The sequence below is a fragment of the Streptomyces sp. NPDC059247 genome (genome assembly GCF_042754005.1).
Taxonomy (GTDB): Bacteria; Actinomycetota; Actinomycetes; order Streptomycetales; family Streptomycetaceae; genus Streptomyces.
This window is the reverse complement of the sequence record NZ_JBHYZW010000001.1, coordinates 289133-312034: the sequence shown is the minus strand read 5'-3', so window position 1 is coordinate 312034 and position 22902 is coordinate 289133. Positions and strand designations below refer to the sequence as shown.

Below are 22902 nucleotides of genomic sequence, written 5' to 3'. Positions count from 1 at the left end.
GCCGGGACCCCCGTGCGGCGGGGTCCGTCTGTCGAGGTCCATGGGTCAGGGTCCCCGGGTCGAGGCCCGCGGGTCAGGGCTTGCGGGCCACTCCGGCCCATCCGGGGATCGGCTCGTCGCCCGGGACCGGAATGGGCTCGCCCAGCTCCGGGTGCCATTCGGCGGTGAGCGAGACCCCGGGCTCGACGAACTCCAGGCCGTCGAAGAACGCGGCCAGCTCGTCGCGCGAGCGGGGCCGCAGGGTCAGCCCGCGCGCCTTGTACATGGCGGCGGCCTTCGCCGCGCCCTCGGGGTTGAAGTCCCCGGTGACGTGCGAGAGCACCAGATAGCTGCCCGGCGCGAGCTGGTCGACCAGCTTGCGGACCAGGTCGTACGCGCCGTCCTCGTCCCCGACGAAGTGCAGCAGGGCCAGCATCGAAAGTGCGATGGGCTGATCGAAGTCAAGGACCTTTCCGGCCCTTTCGAGGATGATCTCCGGGTCGCGGGCGTCCGCCTGGATGTACTCGGTGGCCCCTTCCGGGGTCGAGCGCAGCAGTGCGGCGGCGTGCGCGAGCACGATCGGGTCGTTGTCGCAGTACACGATGCGGGAGTCCCGCGCCGCCCGCTGCGCGATCTGGTGCAGGTTCGGCTCGGTGGGGATGCCCGTGCCGATGTCCAGGTACTGCCGGACGCCGTGGGCGCTGAGCCAGCGTATGGCGCGGTGCATGAAGGCCCGGTTGACCCGGGCCATGTCCCGGCCCCGGGCGTCGACGGTGAGGAGCTGGCGGGCCATCGCCTCGTCGACCGGGTAGTTGTCCTTGCCGCCCAGGAACCAGTCGTACATGCGTGCCGGATGCGGCGTACTGGTGTCGATCCGTACGGATGCGGGGTCCTGGGTCATCGGCTCTCCTGGTCGGGACGATCGGGTGGCGCTACAGAAAGAGTTACGTGACGAAGCGGGCGGGACGGAAGGGCTCAGGTGAGGAGAAAGTCAGCCTGACCTGATTTGGCCCCCTGGATGAATGCGGCGATCTCCCCATGGGTGTAGATGAGCGCGGGTCCTTCAGGGTCTGCGGACTGTCGCACGGCGACCCTGCCGTCGGCCAGTTTCATGGCTTCGACGCAGTTGCCCCCGTTCCCGCCGCTCCAGGGCTTGTGCCAGCCCTCGGCACCCAGCTCGGCGGCGGGCATCCCGTTGTATACGCGATCCATTCACAGCTCCTTGCGGAGGTCCCGGAGGATCTCCTTCGTGCGTTGTGCAGTCGCGGCCTGCGCCGCCATGCGGTCCATGACCTCCAGGTGGGATGCCACCTCGGGGCGCGCGTCGAGGTAGACGGCGCCGGTCAGGTACTCGCTGTAGACCATGTCCGGGAGCTCCGGCATGGCGAAGCGGAAGAGGACGAACGGTCCGTACGTACCGGGATGGTGTCCGGACGCGAACTCCGCGATCTGCAGGGTGACGTTCGGCAGCTCGGACGCTTCGAGCAGCCGGTCGAGCTGGTCGCGCATCACCTCGGGCCCGGCGCCGACCGGTCGGCGGAACACCGTCTCGTCCATGATGACCCAGAACTTCGGGGCGTCCTCCCTGGTCAGCAGGGACTGACGTTCCATCCGCAGGGCCACGTGCCGTTCGGTGTCCTCTTCCCTGTCGGCATCGCTGCCGCCGCCGACCGCTCCGCTGCGCAGGATGGCGCGGGCGTAGTCGTCGGTCTGGAGCAGACCGGGGACGAACTGGGGTTCGTAGGCCCGGATGAGGCTGGCGGCCCCCTCCAGGCTGACGTACATGGAGAACCAGCCGGGCAGCACGTCGTGGAACCGCTGCCACCAGCCGGGGAGGTTGGCCTCCTCCGCGAGGGCGATGAAGCCCTCCGCCTCGGAGTCCGCGATCCCGTACTCCTTCAGGAGGAGCTGCACGTACGGGATCTTCAGTGCGACCTCGGCGGTCTCCATCCGCCGGACGGTGGCCGGGGCGACCCGGAGGACCTTCGCGGCCTCTTCCCTCTTCAGGCCGGCACGCTCCCGCAGATCCTGCAGGCGCTTGCCGAGAACGACCTGTCCCACTGTGGGGGCGGACCGCGGCTCGCTCACTCTCAGACCTCCCCGACGCACTGTTTCGACGAGTGTGCCACGAAGCAGGGCCAGAGAGAACACGGCACTCTGCAATTTCCAGAGTGCCACTTGCCAAGTGTCCGAGTCAGGAGGACAGTGATCCGGTGAACCAGTACACGCTGTCGTCGTACGCCCCCGCGTCACCGCGACCGCGCCGTACGGCAAGTCCTGCCCACTGTCGTGAGGAACCGGTCGTGGCCTCTGGTAACGCGCAGCCTTCAGGTCTCATGAGTCCCCGAGTCATGGCCCAGCGCCCGCAGCAGCAGGCCGATACCGTCCGACGCTTCGCCTTCGAGCTCCCGGCCCTCACCGCCTCCGTCGCACGGGCCCGCAGACTCGCCGAGGAACGGCTGATCCTCTGGGGCTGCGGCCCCGGCATACGCGACACGGTCGCCCTGGTCGTCTCCGAACTCATCACCAACGCCGTGGTGCACACCGCGAGCGACCGGGTGATCTGCGAACTCCGCGAGGGCGAGGAGACGCTCCGGATAGCCGTGCGCGACGAGGGCGGCCCGGCGGGCCCCCGGATGCGCGACTGCGGCGAGGACGAACGCGGACGCGGCCTCCTCATCGTGGACGCCCTGTGTACCGCCTGGGGCGCCGAGCGCACCGGACACGGCACCGCACAGGTCGTCTGGGCGGAGCTCGCCCACGGCATGGGGGAACCGTGCTGAGGTCCATGGCCACCCGCATGATGCCGCTGCTCCCCGGATCCTTCAGGTCCCCCGCCGACCGCGTGTCCTTCAGGTCGCCCGCCCACCGCGTGCCGGAGCCCCGCCGCTCCCCCGCCGCCCTGCCCCGCGAAGTGGGCGCCACCCGCCTCACCGTTCCCACCGGGCTCAGCACCGGTCTGGGCCGCGACGCCGTCGGCGTCCCCGCCCGCTTCGGCTTCAAGATCCTCTCCCGGCTCCCCGCCAAGGGCTGCGTCTACGCGGACTCCGACTGGTGGTGGTGGCTCGTGCCGTCCGGCTCGGACCTGGACCTGGCCTGGCCGCTGCCCGCCTGCTACGCCCCCGGCGCCGAGATCCCCGACCGGGGACCGCGCCTGGTCCACCACCCCGACGGCACCTCGCCCTACACCCCGCCGATCCCGCTCTACCTGCTGGTCTGCCAGCTGACGGGCACCGCACCGTCCTGGACGGCGCCCGCGGTGCGCAGCGCGCTCTGACGCGCGCGGACCGTGACGGCATAGGGTCGGGGTCATGTTCACCCCGCAGGGACCCAGCCTCCGCGAACTGGCCGTGCAGGCCCTCTCGTCGGTCGAGCACGGCTACGACCTCCTCGCGGAGAAGTTCGACGCGACCCCGTTCCGCACCTCCGACCGGGTGCTGAGCGCCGTCGCCGACGCCCTGGAGCCCCTCGGCCCCTTCGGTACGGGGCTCGACGTCTGCTGCGGCACCGGTGCGGGCCTCGACGTCCTCCGCTCGGTCTGCGCGGGCCGGATCACGGGGGCCGACTTCAGTACGGGGATGCTGGAGCGGGCCCGCCTCGCGCACCCGGACGCCACCCTGGTCCGCGCCGACGCCCTGGCCCTGCCGTTCGCCCCCGCCTTCGACCTGGCGGTCAGCTTCGGCGCCTTCGGCCACTTCCTGCCGGACGCCCAGCGCACCCTGTTCGCCCAGGTCCACGCCTCGCTGCGGCCCGGCGGCACCTTCGCCTTCCCGCTCCCGGCCCCGCCCCGGGTCGGCTCCCGCCCCTACTGGACCCTGTGGGCCTTCGACACGGCGATGCGCCTGCGCAACACGGTCCGCCGCCCACCGTTCGTCATGTACTACCGCACCTTCCGCCTCGCGGACGTCCGCACCCACCTGAGGGAAACGGGCTTCGAGGCCACCCTCCTCCCCCTGGAACCCCTGGGCCGCCGCGACGACGGCACCCCCCGCTGCCGACTGGTGGTGGCGAGGAAACCCTGACGGGACAGCACCCCGCCTCGCCCCGGAGGAACCCCCGCACCGAGGCCCTTTCCTCACGGGGATACGAGAAGTGCCGGTCGATTCGAGAGGGCTGGGGCGGTCGGGGACCTTTTTATGCAAGGACACGCATAGTCGCGTTCACGCATGGACGCGTAGTGCCACCCCCTCTACTGTCGGTGGGCAGGCGGCCCGAACGGGGTCAGAGCAAGGGGGTTTGATATGTCCGAACGTTCGGCACTCACCCGGCTCACGGGCACCGGCAACGGTGAGTGCGGAGAGAAGGACTGCCCGAACGTGTACCGCACGGCCACGGGATCGTTCGTCGTCCAGGGCGACGTGTCCGACGCCTTCACCCCACCCGCCGGGGAAGGGCTCGTGGAAATCCCGGAAGCGGTTCTCAGGGAGGCAATCCGTGCACTTGGATGGTGACGCGTGGAATGACTGCTTCGATTCCATGGAGCGTGAGGCGTGGCGGCTGGAGACGCTGCCCGTCTACACCATGCCCCAAGAGGCGGAGAAGCTGAAGCGCTTCCTCGCCGGGGAGAAGTCCCCGGACGATTACACGTCGGCCTGGATGGACGAGGTTCGACAATGGGCCTCGGAAGGGAAGAGCGTAGGCAGGGTGCACGTCGTGACCCGCCCGCTCTCGGACTACCTCCGGTTCGAGTTCGAGCATTACTACCGGCACCACGTGAAGGCGGGCGAGGATATCCGCATTCTCGACCTCTCCGACCGAGAGAACCCGGGGCTTCCGGGTCAGGACTTCTGGATGTTCGATGAGTCCAAGGTGGTCCTGATGAACTACCGGGCGGACGGGACGCAGATAAACCGGGAACTGTACGAGGGTGATCCTGAGCCGTATAGACAGTGGAAGCGGATTGCCGTTGCCGAGTCGGTTCCATTCCTGGAGTACGTGAGCGGGTGACGTTCGACCCTGAACAGCTGGGTCAGCCGAAGCATGAACTGGCGACCCTACTAAAAGAACTACGCAAGCGAGCCGGCCTCACTGGGGACCGGCTCGCTCGGCGTTGCAACATGTCCCCATCGAAAATCAGTCGGATCGAGAACGGGAAAGCCCAACCCAGCCTGCTGGACTTGGAAAGAATCCTCCGGGCCGTGGCCGCTCCGCCCGAAGTCATCGAAGAGGTCATCGCCCTCGCCAGGCTGGCCAACACTGAATGGCAAGACTTGCGCTCGCTGCGACGCAGGGGCCTGGAGAAGAAGCAGACCGAACTTGCGGCTCTTGAATCCTCGTGTACGGAGTTCCGCTTCTTCCTGCTCTCGATGATTACAGGACTGCTGTCCACCCCCGAGTACATCCGGGCCAGCCTTGCCCATTCCCCGACCGATGCCACCAAGACGATCGCGAGGAAGCTGGAGCGGCAAGAGGTTCTTTATGAAACGAAGAAGCGGTTTACCTTCATCTTGACTGAGCAGGCTGTGAGGTGGCCGCTCCTGCCCCCGGCTGCGATGGCTATGCAGATCGACCGGCTGGCCTCACTGACCCACCTTGTGAACGTGAGGCTCGGCGTCATCCCGATCGCGGGGCACAAGCCCATGGCTCCGATGGACACCTTCACCGTATATGACAACACTCTGGCCACTGTGGAGAACACGACCGGTGTCGTGATCCTGAGAGATCCAAGGGACATCGAAATGCACCTGGAACTGTTCTCCACGCTGGAGGGTTATGCGTTGTTCGGAGACGAAGTGCGAGCCTTGTTGGCGAAGTGGTCCGCCGCTTGCCGTTCATGATCTTTAGTCCATGACGGGAAAGAACCACACAGCCGCCGCTTTCCGGGGCAATGATTTCCCCCATGGCGGCGACCGAGCGAGACGAAACGAGAAACCGCGACAGCGGGGGCATGACTCTGCGAGTGTCGTACGACGGCGGTAGGACGTACGGCCCGGTGCGCACGGTGAAGGTGAGCCCGCGCAACGCGGTGATCTTGGGTTCGTCGACCACGTACCCGCCGTGCGGGTGCCCTCGGTGCGCGGCTCACCTGTCGCCGGGGTCGGCCTGATGTCCGGCTCGGGGCGGTGGGTACCGCGCTGCTTCGGCCGGTACCCAGGTCTGCTCTGCCTGGCGATGATCCTCGGAGACCCTTGCCCTGGTTCTCGTCGGAACCCTGGCTCTCCAGTAACCGCCGTCCTCGCCGCTTCCCCTTGTGCTTCCTGCCGGATTTCCGGTGGGAGTTCCCGAGAGAGAGGTAGTCCGATGATGGAAGAGAACACCGATTCGGTGACCCCCGAGGGGGGTGGCCTGCTCGTCGCGAAGCGGAAGATCATGGCCGCGCGCACCCGCGCCGAGCAGGAGTCTGACGTCAGCAGTGGCCGTTCCGACGGCAACGACTGACGGGAGCGCCCACGGTGCTTGACGCAGCCTCGTGGGCGGGGCGTCTGGGCGGGGACACGTTCCTCGCCCGGACGTACCACCGCTCCTACGCGCACTTCCCCAGGATTGCCGGCACGGCGGGCCTGTTCTCCTGGGACGACCTGAACCGGATCATCGCCACGCAACGACTGGAGCCGCCCCGGCTGCGCCTGTCGGTCGACGGCGAGATGGTCCCCCTTCACCGCTACGCCATCCCGACCACGAACCGCCGTGCGGTCACGTGGTCCCGTATCCAGCCGTCCGACTTCCACGCGCAGCTCAGGGACGGGGCGTCGCTCGTCCTCGATGCGGTCGAGAAGATCCACCCCGCCGTGGGGACGGCTGCTGAGGGGCTGGAACGCTTCCTGGGGACTTCCGTGCAGGCCAACGTGTACGCCTCATGGACCGGGCGGGAGGGCTTCGGCCGCCACTGGGACGACCATGATGTCGTCGTCGTTCAGTTGCACGGCTCGAAGCGGTGGCGCCTGTGGGGAACGACCCGTGAGGCGCCCACATTCCGGGACGTGGAGTCGCCGGAGGAGCCGGAGGGTGAACCGATGGCGGATCTCGTTCTGTCCCCGGGTGACGTGCTCTACCTGCCGCGTGGCTGGTGGCACTCGGTCACCGCTGACCAGGGGACGGAATCCCTTCACCTCACCTTCGGCATGGTTCCGCACACGGGCGCTGACCTGATGCTCTGGGTCGTCGATCAGCTTCGGGCGTCCCTCGCGCTACGCGGGGACATTCCACGCTTCGGCTCGCTGGGGGAGCAGTCGGACTTCATCGACGCCGTACGCCGTGAGGTGGCCGACATGATGACGGACCCCCGCCTCGTGGAGCGGTGGGCGGAGTCGATCGACACGACTGACCTGGGCCACGCGATTCCGTCTCTGCCCTACGTGGGCGAACTCCCCGCACGGTCGGCCATCACGGTCAAGCTCACCACTCCGAGGGGTCGTCTGACGGCGAACCGCGAACAGGGCACGGTCACCTTCTCGGCGGCCGGTACGGCGTGGGACTTCGCCGAGTCCGCAGCGCCCGCGCTCGGCACGCTGCTGACCAACCGGCCGACCACGCTCGGTGAACTCGCCGACTCCGCCGGACTGGAGATCGAGAAGGTGGCCGAACTGGTCTCCGTCCTCATCGACGGTCATGCCGTCGCAGTCGTGGGTACGGCGCTGTGACCGCCGCGCTCTCCCTGGGGACATACCGCGTGCGTGCCGTCAGCCAGGCGGCACGCACAGCCCTGGCCGCCGGTAGCCCCTGGGTGGACACGGCACCCAACTACGCCCATGGTCGGGCACATGAGGAACTGCGCCCGGTTCTCGGGGAGTACCCGACCGTGCGGGTAGCCGCGAAGACGGGGTTCTTCACGGAGGAGCAGGGCCGTACCGCCCTGGCTGAGGGCGTGCTCACCCGGGAAGGGGCGGCCGGTGGGCACAGCCTTGAGCGGGACTTCGTCCGCTGGCAGACGGAGCGGTCGTCGGCCGCGCTCGGGCACGCGGACCTGGTGTTCGTGCACAACCCCGAGCACCACGGATACGGCCTCGACCGCGCCGCTCCGCACGGGCGTGTGCGGGAAGCCTTCGCCGCGCTGGAGGAGTTCGCCCACGCGGGCAGGATCGGCGGGTACGGCGTCGCCACATGGTCGGGCCTGACCTCCGGAGTGTTCGGTGTTCCCGAGCTACTCGCACTCGCCCGGCAGGCGGCGGGTTCCGCCGAGCATCACTTCACGGGCTTGCAGATGCCCGTGAGCCTGGTCATGGACGGCCCGATCACACAGTCCCTGAACGGCGGTGGGCCGCTCGTGCAGGCGAAGGACGCCGGGCTGATCACGTTCGGCTCCGCTCCCCTGCACGGCGGTGAACTCCTCGATGCCATGACACCCGAACTGGTGAACCTCATCCGCCCCGGCCTGTCGGCCGCAGCCGCTGCCCTGCTGGCCGCTGGCTCGTGCCCTGGCCTCGATGTCGTCCTCACCTCCGCGAGCACCCGCGAGCACTGGGACGATGTGGCCAAGGCTCTGGCTGCGCCGCTGACGGCCCAGGAACTCAGGAGGGTGACGGATGAACTCGCCGGTGAGTGAGGAGGTGCAGACCCTGATGGAGGCCGCCCGCGACCGGGCGGCCAAGGCACTTGGCCTCACCTGTACGGGGCCGCTGGTGTGGGGCTTCCTCGGTGTCACTCTCGGACGCCGAGCGGAGGACCGGTGGCTACGGGTCAGCCGGACGGCGAAACGCAACGCGCGCAGGAAGGCGGGGGAAGGCATCGTCGGCGCCTCGGAGTTGGTCCCTGACGGCGTGTCCCGCCCCCACCTGTACGCGGTGCATGACTGGACTGACGGCGAGTGGGCCTTCGAGTCGGAAGTCCTGGACTACCTCACGCAACCCATCGTGTCCCCGGACCGGGCCGACATCGACCACGACCCTGGGTTGCCTGACGAGTGGTGGGCGGACCTTCGCCGAGCCCTTGCCCTGCTCGCTGGAGTGGAAGGGGTAAAGGTCACCGTCCGGGACGGCTGGGTCGAACGGGCCTTCCCACAGTTCCTCGGCGTCCCGGCCCCCGTCAAGATGGAACGGGTGACCGGTCACGGTGACCTGCACTGGGGCAACCTCACGGCCGCCCCCCTGTGCCTGCTGGACTGGGAGCGCTGGGGCCTGGTGCCCTTCGGCTACGACGCGGGGCTCCTCCACGCGAACAGCTTGCTCGTGCCCGACGTAGCCGCCCGCATCCGTAAGGAGTTCGCGCCGATACTCGACACTCCGGCTGGTCGAATCGGGGAACTCTCCGCGCTGGCGGAGATGCTGCAAGCCGTGGCCCGGGGCTGGTATCCGGAGCTGAGCCCGCGCCTACTCGCTCGCGCGGAGTCGCTCACGGGTGTTCGGCCTCCGGTCCCGGTGCACTCGGAGGTCACAGCCTGAAGGGATCAGCCCGCAAGAGATCTTCAGACCGTTGGTCACGGCGTTGGTCGTGCCACAGCCCGGAAACGCAGAAGAACCCCACCGAAGTGGGGTTCGTGCTGGTGTCCGAGGGGGGACTTGAACCCCCACGCCCGATAAAGGGCACTAGCACCTCAAGCTAGCGCGTCTGCCATTCCGCCACCCGGACAAGGTGTCTGCCGCACCAGGGTTTCCCCCTCGGCGACACACATAACTCTACCAGGGGTTTTCACGGTGGATGCCCCGCGTCCTGGCGCATATCCGGGCATACGAGAAGTGCCGGTCGATTCGAGATCGACCGGCACTTTTCCTTCGGTGTCCGAGGGGGGACTTGAACCCCCACGCCCGATAAAGGGCACTAGCACCTCAAGCTAGCGCGTCTGCCATTCCGCCACCCGGACAAGGTGTCTGCCGCACCGGGGCTTCCCCCTCGGCGACAACGCAACCGTATCAGGGGTTCGCGGTGACTTTCACCTGCGTTTCCCGTGGTCAGGCGGTGGGTCGCCCTCTTTGTCCGGCTGTGGGTGGAGAGGGGGAGAGTCCGGCGCCCCCCGACGCCGGTCCCCCTGGGGTCACCCTGGCGAGGGGGCGGGCGGGCGGCCACTCGCGGCGCGGAGTCCGTCAGGTCGGCGGAGGCCGGTGGGCGGGTCGGCGGAGGTCGGTGAGGCGGGCCGAGACCACGACGTTGCCCGCGTAACCGGTCCCCTCGGTGAACCGGCCGCCGCAGGTGATCAGGCGTAGCTCCGGAGTGCCCGTGTCGCCGTAGACCCGTGCCGCGGGGAAGGCGTCCTTCGGGACGACCTCCGCCCCGTACACCGTGAAGACCGCCGTCCGGCCGTCGCGGCGGGTGATCTCCACTTGGTGGCCCTTCCGGAGGGCGCCGAGGTCGTAGAAGACGGCCCGGCCGTTCGGGGTGTCCACGTGGCCGACGACGACGGCCGTGCCCCGCTCCCCCGGCGTGACCGCCCCGGTGAACCATCCGGCGAGCCGGTCGTCCTCGGGCGGCGGGGCCTCGATCCAGCCGTCCGCGTCCAGGCCCACCCCGGTGACCGGCGCGTCCACGCCCACGGCCGGCACCCGGACCCTGACGGGCGGCGACGCGGGCAGCGGGCCCGGTGCGGAGACCCGCGCGGCCAGGGCCGTCGTCCCGGGGCCCTCGGGCGCCGCCACCGCGACCGGCTGCGGGGGGCCGTCGGCCCGGAGTTCCTCCGTACCGCCGCGCACCAGATGGACGCCGACCAGGAGGACCACCGCGACGAGGCCCCAGGCGCCGTGTCCGCCCGCCGGTCCCGGCAGGACCGGGAGCGTCCAACGGCCCGGGGCTTCCGGGTGGTCCCCGGCCGTGTCCGGCGGGCGGTCCGTGTGCCCCGTGCCGTCCCACCAGCCCACGTGCGTCCTCCTCCTGGCGCCTGGTCGTCGGTGTGTCCGTGTGTGGCGCCCCTCCGTCCCGGACCTCGTCGCACCGGGACGGAGGGGCCGTGTGCGGCCCCCGGGTCCCGGTCGTCAGACGCGACGGCGGGTGAGGGTGATCGCGGCGCCGAGCGCACCGGCGATGAGCAGGACCCCGATGACGATCTCGGTGGTGCCCAGTCCCTCCGAGGCGGTGGCGGTGGCGGTGCCGTAACCGGCCTTCACACCCTTGTGGGCACCCGGCCGCATCCCGTTGTCGTGCTCGGGCCGGTACCCGTTGTCGTGCTCGGGCCGCGTCCCGTTGTCGTGCTCCGGCCGCATCCCGCTGTCGTGCTCCGGCCGGTACCCGCCGGTGTCTCCGTGGCCGCCGGTGTCTCCGTGCGCGACGGTGATTTTGGTGGTGCCGCGCTCGCCCTTGCAGTCGAAGGTGATCTCGTACTCGGTGCCCGCCGTGGCGTCGACGTCGACGGTCGCGGTGCCCGTACGGCCCTCGGTGAGGGTCACGGTCTCGAAGATGCCGGACGTGACGGTCACCGAGGGGACCTCGCAGCCGTCGGACGTGAGGGTGACGGTGCCGCCCGGGGCGACCGTCGCGGGGGTCGCCGAGAAGCCGAACGACGTGATGCCGTGGTCGCCCTCGTCCGCCAGGGCGGTCGGCGCCGTCACGGCCACCACGGCGGCGCCCAGCAGGGCGGCGGAAGCGGCACGTATCGCGCGCATGGCGTCCTCCAGATCGCGGGAGGGCCTGGACCGGAGAGCGATTCCCCGGCCGGAACGACGACCCTCACCGCGACCGAAGCTAGGTCCGCCCCCGGCCGCCCGCCACCGGGCGCCGCCGAACGGAGCAGGCGGCGCGGGCGGCGGGACGGAGGCGGGAGGGGACGCGTCGGAGGCCGTACGACGGGCTTCCCCGCCGTACGGCCTCCGTACGGTCCGTGTGCGGCCCCGCGCCGCCGGGTCGTCAGGGAATCCGGACGACCTGGCCCGCGTACGAGAGGTTTCCGCCGAAGCCGAAGAGGAGGACCGGCGCCCCGGAGGGAAGTTCGCCGCGCTCGACGAGCTTGGACAGGGCCAGCGGGATCGAGGCGGCCGAGGTGTTGCCGGAGTCGACGACGTCCCGGGCGACGATCGCGTTCACCGCGCCGATCTTCGCCGCGAGCGGCTCGATGATCCGCAGGTTGGCCTGGTGCAGGACCACCCCCGCGAGGTCCTCCGGCGCGACACCCGACCGCTCGCAGGCCCGCCGGGCCAGCGCCGGGAGCTGCTGGGTGGCCCAGCGGTAGACGCTCTGGCCCTCCTGGGCGAAGCGCGGCGGCGTGCCCTCGATCCGGACGGCGTGGCCCATCTCGGGGACGGAGCCCCACAGGACGGGGCCGATGCCCGCGACGCCCCCGGCCGGGTCGCCGGTGTCCTCGGTCGCCTCGACGATCGCGGCGCCCGCGCCGTCGCCGACGAGGACGCAGGTGGTGCGGTCCGTCCAGTCGGTCACGTCGGTCATCTTGTCGGCGCCGATCACCAGCACGCGCCGGGCGCCACCGGCCCGCACGGCGTGGTCGGCGGTGGCCAGGGCGTGGGTGAACCCGGCGCAGACCACGTTCAGGTCCATGGTCGCGGGCGAGGTCATGCCCAGGCGGGCGGCGACCCGGGCCGCCGTGTTCGGCGAGCGGTCGATCGCCGTGGACGTGGCCACGAGGACCAGGTCGATGTCGTCCGGGGTGAGCCCGGCCGTGGCCAGGGCCTTGCCCGCCGCGTGCGCGGCGAGTTCGTCGACGGGTTCGTCGGGACCGGCCATGTGCCGGGTGCGGATGCCGACCCGGCTCGTGATCCACGCGTCGTCGGTGTCGACCAACTCCGCGAGGTCGTGGTTGGTGAGCACCTTGGCGGGCTGGTAGTGCCCGAGCGCGGCAATGCGAGTGCCCGTCATACCCGGGACCCCCTCGGTGTTTCGATCGTCCGGCAGGATTCTCCAGTCTTGCCAGAGACTCATGGGTAACGGGTGACGTAAACCACCAAGATTCCCCCGTAACGCTTGGCCGACCGTGACAAGGGCCCCGGTGGGGCCCGGTCGCCCGGACGGTCGCCGGCGGGTCAGTTCTTCGGCGGGTCGATCATCTGGAGGGCGAGGGTCTCCGGGGGCGGCGCGAGTCCGGGGCCGCCCGCCGCCGTCCAGGCGAGGATGTCGTCGAGGGCGTCGTCGTCCAGCGCGAAGGCGATCCAGGCGGCCCGTCCACCGCGTCGCCTGCCCTCGGTGGAGGGCTGCACGACGACGATGTTGGCCTGGGCGCAGGGGCCGAGGCAGTCGCTCGTACGGACGATCAGACGGCCGTCGGAGGCCGCGGCGGCCTCCCGCAGACGGGCCAGTTGCCCCGTGTGGTCGGTGCCGGGGTTCTTGCGGGCGTCGCCGCAGCAGCAGCCGCGGCAGACGACGAGGGAGCAGGGGCGGGCCCCGTACCGTATCGGGACCGGGGTCACCGGGGGCCGTCCAGGCTGATCGCGGAGACGGCGGCGACCGTGCCGAGGCGGGGGAAGTCGAGGTCCACGGACGCCCGGTGCTCGTCGGCGGTGAGCGCGGACATGGCGTCCTCGGCGAAGACCAGGTCGTAGCCGAGGTCGGCGGCGGCGCGGGCGGTGGACTCGACGCCCAGGTTGGTGGCGATGCCGCCGAGGACGAGGGTGGTGGACCCGAGTCCGGTGAGCAGTTCGTGGAGTCCGGTGGCGTGGAAGCCGCCGAGGGTGCGCTTGACGACGACGGGCTCGCCGTCGTGGACGAGATCGGGGACCAGTTCGCTGCCGGGCGGCTGGGCGGCGGCGTCCGCGTTCGGGCGCTCGACCCGGATGTGGACGACGGGGGCGCCCGCCGCGCGGAAGGCGTCGGCGAGCCGGGTGGCGGCGGCGAGGACGTCGGTGCCGGGGCGGGGGGCCAGCGGCAGCGCGACGATGCGCTCCATCAGGTCGACCAGGACGAGCGCGGTACGGGCGGGATCGAGTGCGGGCATGGGAGCACCGTAGCGGCCGTGTTGATCGTTCCGGGGCGGTCGTGGGTGTGATCCGGCCTACGGCGGCGGCGGAGGAGGGAGAGCGGGTCGCGCTCGGGCGGGCGGGGCTCAGGCGGGCGGGTGGGACTCGGTCGGGCGGGTGGGGCGTTCCGGGACGTCTTCCGGGGAAGGGGGCCGGGGCGTCCGGGGCGTCTTGCCGGAGGGAGGGGGTTGGGGGCTTCCTGGGCCGTCTTGCCTGAGGGAAGGGGCAGGAGCCTTCCATGACGTCTTCCGAACGGGCCGCCGGGCCGTCTTTCCGGGCGGAGGGGCCGGGGGCGTCCGGGGCCGTCTCGCGGCGGGGCCGGGTCCCCGGGTCGTCAGGCCCCGGGGCGTCGGCGCGGGTGGCTCCGGGTCCGTCTCTCGCGGGGTTCCCCGAGGTCTCTCGGGGGATGTCCTGCCGCGAGCCCGGGATACCTCGGGGACGTCACGCGCCGGGGCCTCGTGCGCGCGGGCGAGCTTCCTGGGGCTCGTACGCGAGGGGGTGCGGCCACCCGGAGCCCGTGGGAGGGGCTCCGGGTGCCCGCGCCGTGTTCGCGGGGACGTCCGCCGTCGTCCCCGCGAACCGCGCTCACCGTGCCGGTGCCCCCGTCGCGGGCGCGTCCGTGTCCATGTCTGTCGAGGTGTCCGCGCTCGCGGCGGCGGAGACGGCTGTTCCGGTGTCCGTGGCGTCGGTGTCCGGCGACCCCGTTCCCGCCTCGTCCGGGTCTCCGGAGCGGCGGCGGGCGATGACCGCGCAGACCATCAGCTGCATCTGGTGGAAGAGCATCAGCGGAAGCACCGCGAGCGACGCCTGCGCGCCGAAGAGGACGCTGGCCATCGGCAGCCCGGCCGCCAGGCTCTTCTTCGAGCCCGCGAACTGGATCGCGATCCGGTCGGCCCGGCCGAAACCGAGGCGGCCGGACCCGTACCAGGTCACCGTCAGCATCACCGCCAGCAGGACGGCCTCGGCGACGAGCAGCAGACCGAGCCGCGCCGGGGTCACCAGGTGCCAGATCCCGGCGACCATGCCCTGGCTGAACGCGGTGTAGACGACGAGCAGTATCGAGCCCCGGTCCACCAGCCCCAGGACCTTCTTGTTCCGGACGAGGAAGCCGCCGACCCAGCGGCGCAGGACCTGGCCCGCCAGGAAGGGGACGAGCAGCTGGAGCACGATCCTCAGCAGCCCGTCGGCGGAGAGGCCGCCCATGCCGCCGCCGAGGAGCGCCGCCGCGAGCAGCGGGGTCAGGGCGATGCCCGCGAGGGAGGAGAAGGAGCCCGCGCAGATCGCGGCGGGCACGTTGCCCCGGGCGATCGACGTGAAGGCGATGGAGGACTGGATGGTGGACGGCACCAGGCAGAGGAAGAGGAAACCCCCGTAGAGCTGGGGCGTGAGGACGCCGGGGACGAGGCCCCGCGCGGCGAGTCCGAGCAGCGGGAAGAGGACGAAGGTGGCGCCGAGGACGGTGAGGTGGAGCCGCCAGTGCCGCAGTCCGTCGAGGGCCTCGCGGGTGGAGAGCCGGGCGCCGTACAGGAAGAACAGGAGGGCCACCGCACCGGTCGCGGTGCCCCCGACGACATCGGCGGTGGTGCCCGAGGCGGGCAGGAGCGCGGCGAGGCCGACCGTGCCGAGCAGCGCGAGGACGTATCCGTCGACGGGCAGCCAGGACGGCAGCCGGAGCGACGGGACACGGCGGGAGGTCGGGCCGGGCGTGCGGTCGGTCATGGGCTCCTCTGCTCTTGTGCTGCGCGGTGGTGCGTCGTGTTCTTGTGCTGCGCGGTAGTGCATCGTGCCTTGTGCTGCGCGGTGGTGCGTCATGTCCTGTGCTGCGCGGTGGTGCGTCGTGCTGCGGCGGGACCGGTGTCCCTGTTCCACGGGGCGGGCGGTGCGGCGCCCGTGGTCCTTGCGGGGCGGACTCCCGCCCTCGCGCCACGGCCGGGGTGGTACGTGCCCCGGCTCCGGCAGGTGCTCATGGCCGCCCTCGTCCCACGGGACGCGCGCGTGCCCGGTGCGAAGGGCCCCGCGCCTCGCCTCCGGGGACCCGCGCGTGCCCCCGGCCTCCGGGGACGGGGGCAGGCCCCCCATCCTGCTCCATCCGGCGGTGATCGGGAATCCCGTACAGCACTCTGACTGTCATCATGGTGCGCGATGAGCGCGGTACGGTCATCCCCGTGTACGAGCCCACTCAGCTGCGCACCTTCCTCGCCGTGGCCCAGACGCTGAGCTTCACCCGGGCCGCGGGCCGTCTCGGGCTGCGCCAGTCGACCGTCAGCCAGCACGTGCGGCGCCTCGAAGCGGCGACCGGGCGGCCCCTGTTCGTCCGGGACACGCACCGGGTGGCGCTGACCGAGGACGGCGAGGCGATGCTCGGCTTCGCGCGGACGATCCTCCAGGCGCACGAGCGGGCGGCGGCGTTCTTCGGCGGGACCCGGCTGCGCGGGCGGCTGCGGTTCGGGGCCTCCGAGGACTTCGTGACGACCCGGCTGCCGGAGATCCTGGAGTCGTTCCGGCGCGAGCACCCCGAGGTCGACCTGGAGCTGACGGTCGAGCTGTCCGGGACGCTCCAGGCGCGGCTCGCGGCGGGGCGGCTCGATCTCATCCTGGCGAAGCGGCGCGGTGCGGAGAGCGGCGGGCTGCTGGTGTGGGAGGACGCGCTGATCTGGATCGGGGCGCCGGGGCTGCGGCTCGACCCGGACCGCCCGGTGCCGCTGATCCTGTATCCGCCGCCGGGGATCACCCGGGCGCGGGCTCTGGAGGCGCTGGAGGCGGGGGGCCGGGCGTGGCGGATCGCGTGTACGAGTTCCAGCCTGAGCGCGAACGTGGCGGCGGCCCGCGCGGGGCTCGGCGTGATGGTGCACACGCGGGGCATGGTGCCGCCGGGTCTGGTGCCGGTCCCGGCCCGCGCGGGGCTGCCGGACCTCGGCGAGGTGGGCTTCGTACTGCGCGGGGGCGGCCGGGACGGGCCGGGACGGGAGGCGGCGGACGCCCTGGCGGAAGCGATCCTGGCGGGCGGCGACCGACTGCACCGACCGGGGTGAACGGGCGGCCGGTGGCGAACGGGAGGACCGGGCGGGCAGCCGGGGCCGGGGGCCGATGGGGCCGGGCGGGCAGCCGGGGCCGGGGCGGGCCAGGGCCGGGACGGGTGGGCCCGAGTGAGCGGTCGGCCAGGTCGCGCCCCCGTGTGCCGTACCCCGTACGTCGTGGCCGATGTCGTACCCCGTGAGGCGGAGGCGGCGGATCACGTGAGGCGGGCGCGATGCCGGAGCCCGTGGGGCCCGGCGGCCCGCCCGGAGGGGGTGACGCCGATCTGCCGGACCGGGCCCGGCGCCGGATCGGCCGGGACCCGCGACCGGTGCGCGGGTCGTGGGCCGCGCCGCTCCCCCCGGAGGGGCGATCATCGGCCTGCACCGGGTCGCGTGCGCGGTCCGTACAGATTCCGTGGAGATTCCCGGCCGGGGCCCGTACCGTCCGGTACGCGACGGCCCCTCCATCCTTGCGGTTTCCCTCCCCCACCCATTCTGACCTGTACGAACATGGAATGTCCCGGCTTGGTGAAGGCCCTCCCGCCGGGCAGTCGGGTGGGATACGGTCACCCCGCCGTACGGAGCGCGTCAACAGGCCGTTTCCAGCCACCGAGCCAGCCATGGAGCCGTCGAGGAGGAGCAGTGCGCGAGTTCACCGTGCCGCCCGTCGAGGCGGCGCCCCGGGCCGGTGGTCTGGCGGACCCCGTGTTCGCGCGGGGCGACGACGAACCCGGCCGGGTCGTGCTGGGCCGGAAGGGCCCGGACGGTGCCTGGTACGACGTGACGGCCGCGCGGTTCCGGGACGAGGTCCTGGGGCTGGCGAAGGGGCTGCTCGCGGAGGGCGTGCGGTTCGGCGACCGGGTCGGGGTGATGGCCCGTACCCGCTACGAGTGGACGCTGTTCGACTTCGCGCTGTGGACCGTGGGCGCGCAGCCCGTGCCGGTGTACCCGACGTCCTCCGCCGAGCAGGTCCTCTGGACGCTGTACGACTCCGGGGCCACGGCGTGCGTGGTGGAGCACGAGGACCACGCGATGACGGTCGGTTCGGTGATCGACCGGCTGCCCCTGCTCCGGCGGCTGTGGCAGTTGGACGCGGACGCGGTGGGCGAGCTGACGGCGGCGGGCGCGGACATCGACGAGGACGTGGTGCACCGGCACCGGCGGGCGGTGACCCCGGAGACGGTGGCCACGGTCGTCTACACCTCGGGGACGACCGGCCGCCCCAAGGGCTGTGTCCTCACCCACGCCAACCTCATGTTCGAGACGGACATGCTGGTGGGCCGGTGGGAGCCGGTGTTCCGGTCCCGGCCGGGCGAGCCCGCGTCGACGCTGCTGTTCCTGCCGCTCGCGCACGTCTTCGGGCGGACGGTGGAGGTGGCGGCGGTCCGGGGCGGGGTGAAGCTGGGGCACCAGCCGGTGATGACGGCGGACGCGCTGCTGCCGGACCTGGCGGCGTTCCGGCCGAGTTTCGTCCTCGCCGTGCCGTACGTCTTCGAGAGGGTCTTCCACGCGGCGCGGCGCAAGGCGGAGCGGGAGGGCAGGCTGGGCCCGTTCGACAAGGCCGTCGAGGTGGCGGTCGGCTACGCGGAGGCGCTGGAGCAGCGGGCCTTCGGGACCGGCCCCGGCCCTTCGGCGGCGTTGCGCGTACAGCACCAGTTCTTCGAGAGGACGGTGTACGGGAAGGTCCGCGCGGCGTTCGGCGGGCGGCTCCGGCACGCCCTGTCGGGCGGTTCCGCGATGGACCGGGGTCAGGGGCTCTTCTTCGCGGGGGCGGGGATCACGGTGTACGAGGGGTACGGGCTGACCGAGTCGTCGGCCGCCTCCACCGCGAACCCGCCGGGGCGCGTCAGGTACGGCACGGTCGGGCCGCCGGTGCCGGGGACGACGGTGCACATCGCGGAGGACGGTGAGGTGTGGGTGCACGGCGGGCAGGTCTTCTCCGGCTATCTGAACGCCCCGGAGGAGACGGCCGCCGTCCTCAGCGACGGCTGGCTGGCCACCGGCGATCTGGGCTCCCTCGACGAGGAGGGGTATCTGACGCTCACCGGGCGGAAGAAGGAGGTCCTGGTGACGTCCGACGGCAGGAGCGTCGCCCCGGCAGGGCTCGAAGAGCGGGTGCGGGCCCATCCGCTGATCGCCCAGTGCCTCGTGGTCGGCGACGACCGGCCCTATGTCGCCGCCCTGGTGACGCTCGACCGGGAAGCGGTGGAGCACTGGCTGGCGATGCGGGGACGGGCCTCCCTCGGACCGGCCGAGCTGGTCCGCGACCCGTCCCTGGAGAGCGAGATCCGGCGGGGGGTGGTGGCCGCGAACGCACTGGTCCCGCGGGCGGAGTCGATCCGCACCTTCCGCATCCTCGCTCACCCGTTCAGCGAGGAGCACGGGCTGCTCACCCCGTCCCTGAAGCTGAGGCGGAAGGCGATCGAGCGGGCGTACGCGGCCGAGGTCGAGGCGCTGTACGGCTGAGCCCCCGCCCGGCGGAGACGGTTTCCGGCGGGTCCGGAATGCGGGGCGGCCCGTGATCGTTGTCGTGGGGAGTACCCGTACCCGCCGTGGCGGACGTACGCCCGCCACGGCCAGCGACAACGTAAGGACCCCTCCCACGTGAGCACGGACAGCAAGGTTCCCCCGGTCACCCTGAACAACGGCGTCCGGATGCCGCAGCTGGGCTTCGGTGTCTGGCAGGTGCCGGACGACGAGGCCGAGACGGCCGTCGCGACCGCCCTGGAGGCCGGTTACCGTTCGATCGACACCGCCGCCGTCTACGGGAACGAGGAGGGCACCGGCCGGGCCGTCGCCGCCTCCGGGATCGCCCGCGAGGACCTGTTCGTCACCACGAAGGTGTGGAACAGCGACCAGGGCTACGACGCGACCCTGAAGGCCTTCGACGCCTCCCTGGACAAGCTCGGGCTCGACCACGTCGACCTGTACCTGATCCACTGGCCGACGCCCGCGAAGGACGCGTACGTCGACACGTACCGCGCGTTCGAGAAGATCTACGCGGACGGGCGCGCCCGGGCGATCGGCGTCTCGAACTTCCTCCCCGAGCACCTGGAGCGGCTGATCGGCGAGACGTCGGTGGTGCCCGCCGTCAACCAGATCGAGCTGCACCCGCAGCTTCCGCAGGCCGCGTCGCGCGAGGCGCACGCCCGGCACGGCATCGCGACCGAGGCGTGGTCGCCGCTCGGCTCGGGCAAGGGCCTCCTGGAGGTTCCGGCGATCGTCGCGATCGGCCGCAAGCACGGCCGTTCCCCGGCGCAGGTGGTGCTGCGCTGGCACCTCCAGCTGGGGAACGTGGTGATCCCGAAGTCGGTCACCCCTGCGCGCATCCGGGAGAACATCGACGTCTTCGGCTTCGAGCTGGACGCCGAGGACCTGGCCGCGATCTCCGCGCTCGACGAGGCCCGTCGGCTGGGCCCGGACCCGGCCGAGTTCAACGTCGGCGCCTGAAGGAGTCGCCCCCTGCGGCGCCGCGCCGTCTCCGTGGTGCGGCGCCTGCGGCGCGTCCGGGGCCGGTAGCCGTACGCGCCGGGCGACGATCGCGCCGCCGCCCGCTGACGGCGTACGGAACAGAGAGCGTGAGGAGTCGGAACGGTGAGCGGTACGCCGGAGCCCGTGGCGGAGGGTCTCTACCGGGTGCGGAACGTGGGCAGTGGTCTGCTCCTGGAGGTGTTCGAGGGCTCGACGCGCAGCGGGGCCAGGGTGCGGCAGGCCGCCGACGACGGGACGGCCGGGCAGCGGTGGCACATCCTGCCGGTGCCGGGCGGAGGCGGGCTCCACCATCTGGTCAACGCGGCGGGCGGCAAGCGCCTCGACGTGGCGAACGCGTCCACGGAGAACGGCGCCCGCGTACAGCAGTGGCGGGCGAACAACTTCGGCGCCCAGGAGTGGATCATCGAGCAGGACCTCCAGTCGCCCGGCACGGTGGCCCTGGTGAGTTTCGTCAGCGGGCTGTTCCTGGAGGTCGCCGACGGTTCCACGGAGCCGGGCGGCGATGTGCGCCAGTGGGAGGACACCGACTCCCCGTTCCAGTGGTGGCGGCTGGAGCCGGTGTCCTGACCCGTGGGGCCGGAGGGCCGGTCCGTCAGCCCTTGCGTGCCGTGTGGACCGTACGGGCCGTCAGGTGGAAGAGGTCCGGGCGCCGGTGGAGGGAGAGCGCGTCGGCGGGGTCGAGGAGCCGGTCCAGGGTCGCGAGGTCGTCGGCGTCGAGACGGGTGCCGACCCCTTCCCTGAGCCGCTCGTAGTGCATGACGGCCAGGTCCCGTACGACCGGGGCGACCGGCGCCGGGACGTCGGTGAGGAACGTACGGGTGCCCGAAGGGGTGAGCCCGGCGCCGGCGAGGAGGGCGCGCCAGTCGTCCGGCTCGTCCTTGCTGTCGGGGAGTCCGGCGCGCATCTCGCCGAACCAGTCGGCGTGGACGGCGTCGAGACGCGCTTCGAGACCGGGGCGGCCGATGCCGATGTGCCAGGGCAGGTGACGGGTCGGCAGACCGCCCTCGACGAGGACCATCAGACCGCCCGGGTTGAGCAGCCCGGCGAACTCGGCGAGCGCGGCCCGCTGGTCGCCGAGGTGGTGCAGGGAGTTGCCGGCCCAGATCAGGTCGGCCCGCCCGAGACCGGCGATGCCCTCGGGGAGTTCGGCGTGCAGGGTGGAGACCCGGCCGCCGAGACCGCGCGCCCCGGCGTGCCGCAGGGCGCGGGCGAGGAGTTCCGGGGCTCCGTCGACGGCGACCGTCTCGGCCAGCGGGAAGGCCTCCGCGAGCAGGGCGGTGACGACGCCGGGGCCGCTGCCGACGTCGAGGACGCGGCGGACGCCGGACACCGGGGCGAGAGTGCCCAGCCAGGCGGCGGCCTCCGTGTAGGCGGGGCCCGCGAGCTCGGCCTGGCGCTCCAGGGTGGGCGCCAGTTCGTTCCAGTCCAGGTGGGTGCTGTCGTGGGGGCCGTGCCCGTGACCGTGCTGGTGTCCCTGGCCGGGCTGGTGGTCCTGGTGATGTCCCTGGCCGGGCTGGTGGTCGTGATGGGACGCGCTCTGCTGACTCATGGGACCAGGGTGCGCCGGACCGGCCGTATCCGCGAGAAATGTTGCCGGTACGGCAAATCGTTCCCGGGGTTCCGGGAGGTCACGGGCCGGTGCGGTGCTCCTGGGGGCTGATCCCCCGGACCCGTTTGAAGGCGGCGCTGAGGGCGAAGGCGCCGCTGTAGCCGACCTGCCGGGCCACGGACTCGACGGTCGCGTCCGTCTCGCGCAGCAGATCGGCGGCGAGCGCGAGCCGCCAGCCGGTGAGGTACGCCATCGGGGGCTCGCCGACGAGGGCCGTGAAGCGACGGGCGAGCGCCGCCCGGGACACGCCCGCCTTCGCGGCGAGCGAGGCCACGGTCCACGGGTGGGCCGGGTCGTCCTGGAGCAGCCGCAGCGCCCGGCCGACCAGCGGGTCGCCCATCGCCCGGTACCAGGCGGGCGCCTCGGCGCCGGGCCGGGAGAACCAGGCCCTGACCCCGGCGATGAGCAGCAGGTCGAGGACCCGGTCGAGGACGACGCTCTGGCCGGGTTCGTCGCGGGCGATCTCCTCGTCGAGGAAGGGCATCAGGGGGCACCGCCACCCTTCGGCGGGCAGGTGCGCGAGGTCCGGCAGGGCGTCGAGGAGACGACGGCCGACCTCGCCGTCCATCCGGTAGGTGCCGACGAGGACGGTGGTCCGCCCGTCGGGGGCGTTGCCCCAGGTCCGGACGCCGAGCCGCATGGACTCGGCGAGCGGCTCCCCGGTGAGGGTGGTGCAGGCCCCGTCGGGGCCGATGAGGGCGCGGGGCGTCGCGTCCGGGGCGTCGGCGACGGTGTACGGCTCCGGTCCCCGGACGACGGCGAGGTCGCCGGGCCGCAGCAGGACGGGGGCGCCGGTGCGGGGGACGATCCACGCCTCGCCCTCGGTGACGCACATCAGACAGATCGGCGCGCCGTCCTCGACGCGCACGGACCACGGCGGCTCCATGACCATGCGGAGCAGGAAGGCGCCCCTGGCACGGGGTCCGTCGAGGAGTCCGGCGAGTGCGTCCATGGGTCGCAAGGGTAGGCGGGCGGACCGGTGAGACGCAGACGCAGGGGGGAGAGACGGCGGAGCATGGGCGGTACGGGCCGTGGGCGGGAG

Annotated in this window: 25 protein-coding genes and 2 tRNA genes; 14 read left to right on the top strand and 13 right to left on the bottom strand. The window is 72.0% G+C overall.

The genetic code is table 11. The features are described from left to right. Positions 1-73: 73 nt before the first annotated feature. From ACFXGN_RS01360 to ACFXGN_RS01350, 3 genes are all read right to left on the bottom strand, one after another. Complete coding sequence (locus ACFXGN_RS01360) at positions 74-880, bottom strand: SAM-dependent methyltransferase (RefSeq protein ID WP_384851779.1); 807 nt, start codon at positions 878-880, stop codon at positions 74-76. Positions 881-954: 74 nt separating this feature from the next. After that, a complete protein-coding gene (locus ACFXGN_RS01355; protein WP_317875019.1) occupies positions 955-1191 on the bottom strand; it encodes a DUF397 domain-containing protein in 237 nt (78 codons plus the stop codon). Beyond that, complete coding sequence (locus ACFXGN_RS01350; protein ID WP_384851778.1) at positions 1192-2067, bottom strand: helix-turn-helix domain-containing protein; 876 nt, start codon at positions 2065-2067, stop codon at positions 1192-1194. 263 nt (positions 2068-2330) lie between these two features. Between ACFXGN_RS01350 and ACFXGN_RS01345 the strand changes: the two genes are divergently transcribed. From ACFXGN_RS01345 to ACFXGN_RS01300, 10 genes are all read left to right on the top strand, one after another. Beyond that, positions 2331-2762 (top strand): ATP-binding protein, encoded by a 432-nt coding sequence (locus ACFXGN_RS01345; RefSeq protein WP_384853084.1) that lies wholly within the window; start codon positions 2331-2333, stop codon positions 2760-2762. A 5-nt stretch (positions 2763-2767) separates the two neighbouring features. Further along, complete coding sequence (locus tag ACFXGN_RS01340) at positions 2768-3256, top strand: hypothetical protein (RefSeq protein ID WP_384851776.1); 489 nt, start codon at positions 2768-2770, stop codon at positions 3254-3256. A gap of 34 nt (positions 3257-3290) precedes the next feature. Beyond that, positions 3291-4001, top strand: coding sequence for a class I SAM-dependent methyltransferase (locus ACFXGN_RS01335; protein WP_384851775.1), 711 nt, complete (start codon positions 3291-3293; stop codon positions 3999-4001). Positions 4002-4220: 219 nt separating this feature from the next. Further along, on the top strand, positions 4221-4430 hold the full coding sequence (locus ACFXGN_RS01330; RefSeq protein WP_384851774.1) for a hypothetical protein: 210 nt from the start codon (positions 4221-4223) through the stop codon (positions 4428-4430). Next, positions 4414-4926 (top strand): DUF6879 family protein, encoded by a 513-nt coding sequence (locus ACFXGN_RS01325; RefSeq protein ID WP_384851772.1) that lies wholly within the window; start codon positions 4414-4416, stop codon positions 4924-4926. The genes ACFXGN_RS01330 and ACFXGN_RS01325 overlap by 17 nt, the downstream gene beginning before the upstream one ends. After that, complete coding sequence (locus ACFXGN_RS01320) at positions 4923-5756, top strand: helix-turn-helix domain-containing protein (protein ID WP_384851770.1); 834 nt, start codon at positions 4923-4925, stop codon at positions 5754-5756. Before ACFXGN_RS01325 ends, ACFXGN_RS01320 begins: the two co-directional genes overlap by 4 nt. A 463-nt stretch (positions 5757-6219) precedes the next feature. Next, positions 6220-6357, top strand: coding sequence for a hypothetical protein (locus tag ACFXGN_RS01315; protein ID WP_384851768.1), 138 nt, complete (start codon positions 6220-6222; stop codon positions 6355-6357). A gap of 14 nt (positions 6358-6371) precedes the next feature. Then, on the top strand, positions 6372-7559 hold the full coding sequence (locus ACFXGN_RS01310; protein ID WP_384851766.1) for a cupin domain-containing protein: 1188 nt from the start codon (positions 6372-6374) through the stop codon (positions 7557-7559). Further along, a complete protein-coding gene (locus tag ACFXGN_RS01305) occupies positions 7556-8461 on the top strand; it encodes an aldo/keto reductase (RefSeq protein WP_384851764.1) in 906 nt (301 codons plus the stop codon). The genes ACFXGN_RS01310 and ACFXGN_RS01305 overlap by 4 nt, the downstream gene beginning before the upstream one ends. Next, the gene (locus tag ACFXGN_RS01300; protein ID WP_384851762.1) at positions 8442-9296 is read left to right on the top strand and encodes a hypothetical protein; all 855 of its coding nucleotides are present in this window, start codon (positions 8442-8444) and stop codon (positions 9294-9296) included. The genes ACFXGN_RS01305 and ACFXGN_RS01300 overlap by 20 nt, the downstream gene beginning before the upstream one ends. A gap of 99 nt (positions 9297-9395) precedes the next feature. Here ACFXGN_RS01300 and ACFXGN_RS01295 read toward each other — a convergent pair. From ACFXGN_RS01295 to ACFXGN_RS01260, 8 genes are all read right to left on the bottom strand, one after another. Then, positions 9396-9483: transfer RNA gene (locus ACFXGN_RS01295), tRNA-Leu, on the bottom strand. A 147-nt stretch (positions 9484-9630) separates the two neighbouring features. Continuing rightward, positions 9631-9715: transfer RNA gene (locus tag ACFXGN_RS01290), tRNA-Leu, on the bottom strand. A 220-nt stretch (positions 9716-9935) separates the two neighbouring features. Beyond that, on the bottom strand, positions 9936-10610 hold the full coding sequence (locus tag ACFXGN_RS01285) for a class F sortase (protein WP_384853081.1): 675 nt from the start codon (positions 10608-10610) through the stop codon (positions 9936-9938). A 207-nt stretch (positions 10611-10817) separates the two neighbouring features. Next, positions 10818-11444, bottom strand: coding sequence for a hypothetical protein (locus tag ACFXGN_RS01280; protein ID WP_384851761.1), 627 nt, complete (start codon positions 11442-11444; stop codon positions 10818-10820). Positions 11445-11685: 241 nt separating this feature from the next. Next, positions 11686-12648, bottom strand: a complete 963-nt coding sequence (locus ACFXGN_RS01275; RefSeq protein ID WP_384851759.1) for a beta-ketoacyl-ACP synthase III — start codon at positions 12646-12648, stop codon at positions 11686-11688. A 164-nt stretch (positions 12649-12812) separates the two neighbouring features. Then, a complete protein-coding gene (locus ACFXGN_RS01270) occupies positions 12813-13196 on the bottom strand; it encodes a (2Fe-2S) ferredoxin domain-containing protein (protein ID WP_384851758.1) in 384 nt (127 codons plus the stop codon). After that, positions 13193-13720, bottom strand: a complete 528-nt coding sequence (locus ACFXGN_RS01265) for an isochorismatase family protein (protein WP_384851756.1) — start codon at positions 13718-13720, stop codon at positions 13193-13195. The genes ACFXGN_RS01270 and ACFXGN_RS01265 overlap by 4 nt, the downstream gene beginning before the upstream one ends. A gap of 607 nt (positions 13721-14327) precedes the next feature. Beyond that, a complete protein-coding gene (locus ACFXGN_RS01260; protein WP_384851754.1) occupies positions 14328-15461 on the bottom strand; it encodes a bile acid:sodium symporter family protein in 1134 nt (377 codons plus the stop codon). Between the two features lie 446 nt (positions 15462-15907). Between ACFXGN_RS01260 and ACFXGN_RS01255 the strand changes: the two genes are divergently transcribed. The 4 genes from ACFXGN_RS01255 (at position 15908) to ACFXGN_RS01240 (ending at position 20818) form a co-directional block, all read left to right on the top strand. Then, entirely contained in the window at positions 15908-16774 is an 867-nt protein-coding gene (locus ACFXGN_RS01255; protein WP_384851752.1) for a LysR substrate-binding domain-containing protein, read from the top strand. A gap of 627 nt (positions 16775-17401) precedes the next feature. Beyond that, entirely contained in the window at positions 17402-19225 is a 1824-nt protein-coding gene (locus ACFXGN_RS01250) for an AMP-dependent synthetase/ligase (RefSeq protein ID WP_384851751.1), read from the top strand. 189 nt (positions 19226-19414) lie between these two features. Then, the gene (locus ACFXGN_RS01245) at positions 19415-20209 is read left to right on the top strand and encodes an aldo/keto reductase (protein ID WP_384853079.1); all 795 of its coding nucleotides are present in this window, start codon (positions 19415-19417) and stop codon (positions 20207-20209) included. 144 nt (positions 20210-20353) lie between these two features. Then, positions 20354-20818, top strand: coding sequence for an RICIN domain-containing protein (locus tag ACFXGN_RS01240; protein ID WP_384851749.1), 465 nt, complete (start codon positions 20354-20356; stop codon positions 20816-20818). A 25-nt stretch (positions 20819-20843) separates the two neighbouring features. On the opposite strand, the gene ACFXGN_RS01235 is transcribed toward ACFXGN_RS01240, so the two are convergent. After that, on the bottom strand, positions 20844-21800 hold the full coding sequence (locus tag ACFXGN_RS01235; protein ID WP_384851747.1) for a class I SAM-dependent methyltransferase: 957 nt from the start codon (positions 21798-21800) through the stop codon (positions 20844-20846). Positions 21801-21879: 79 nt separating this feature from the next. Further along, positions 21880-22812 (bottom strand): AraC family transcriptional regulator, encoded by a 933-nt coding sequence (locus ACFXGN_RS01230; protein ID WP_384851745.1) that lies wholly within the window; start codon positions 22810-22812, stop codon positions 21880-21882. Between the last annotated feature and the right edge of the window lie 90 nt (positions 22813-22902).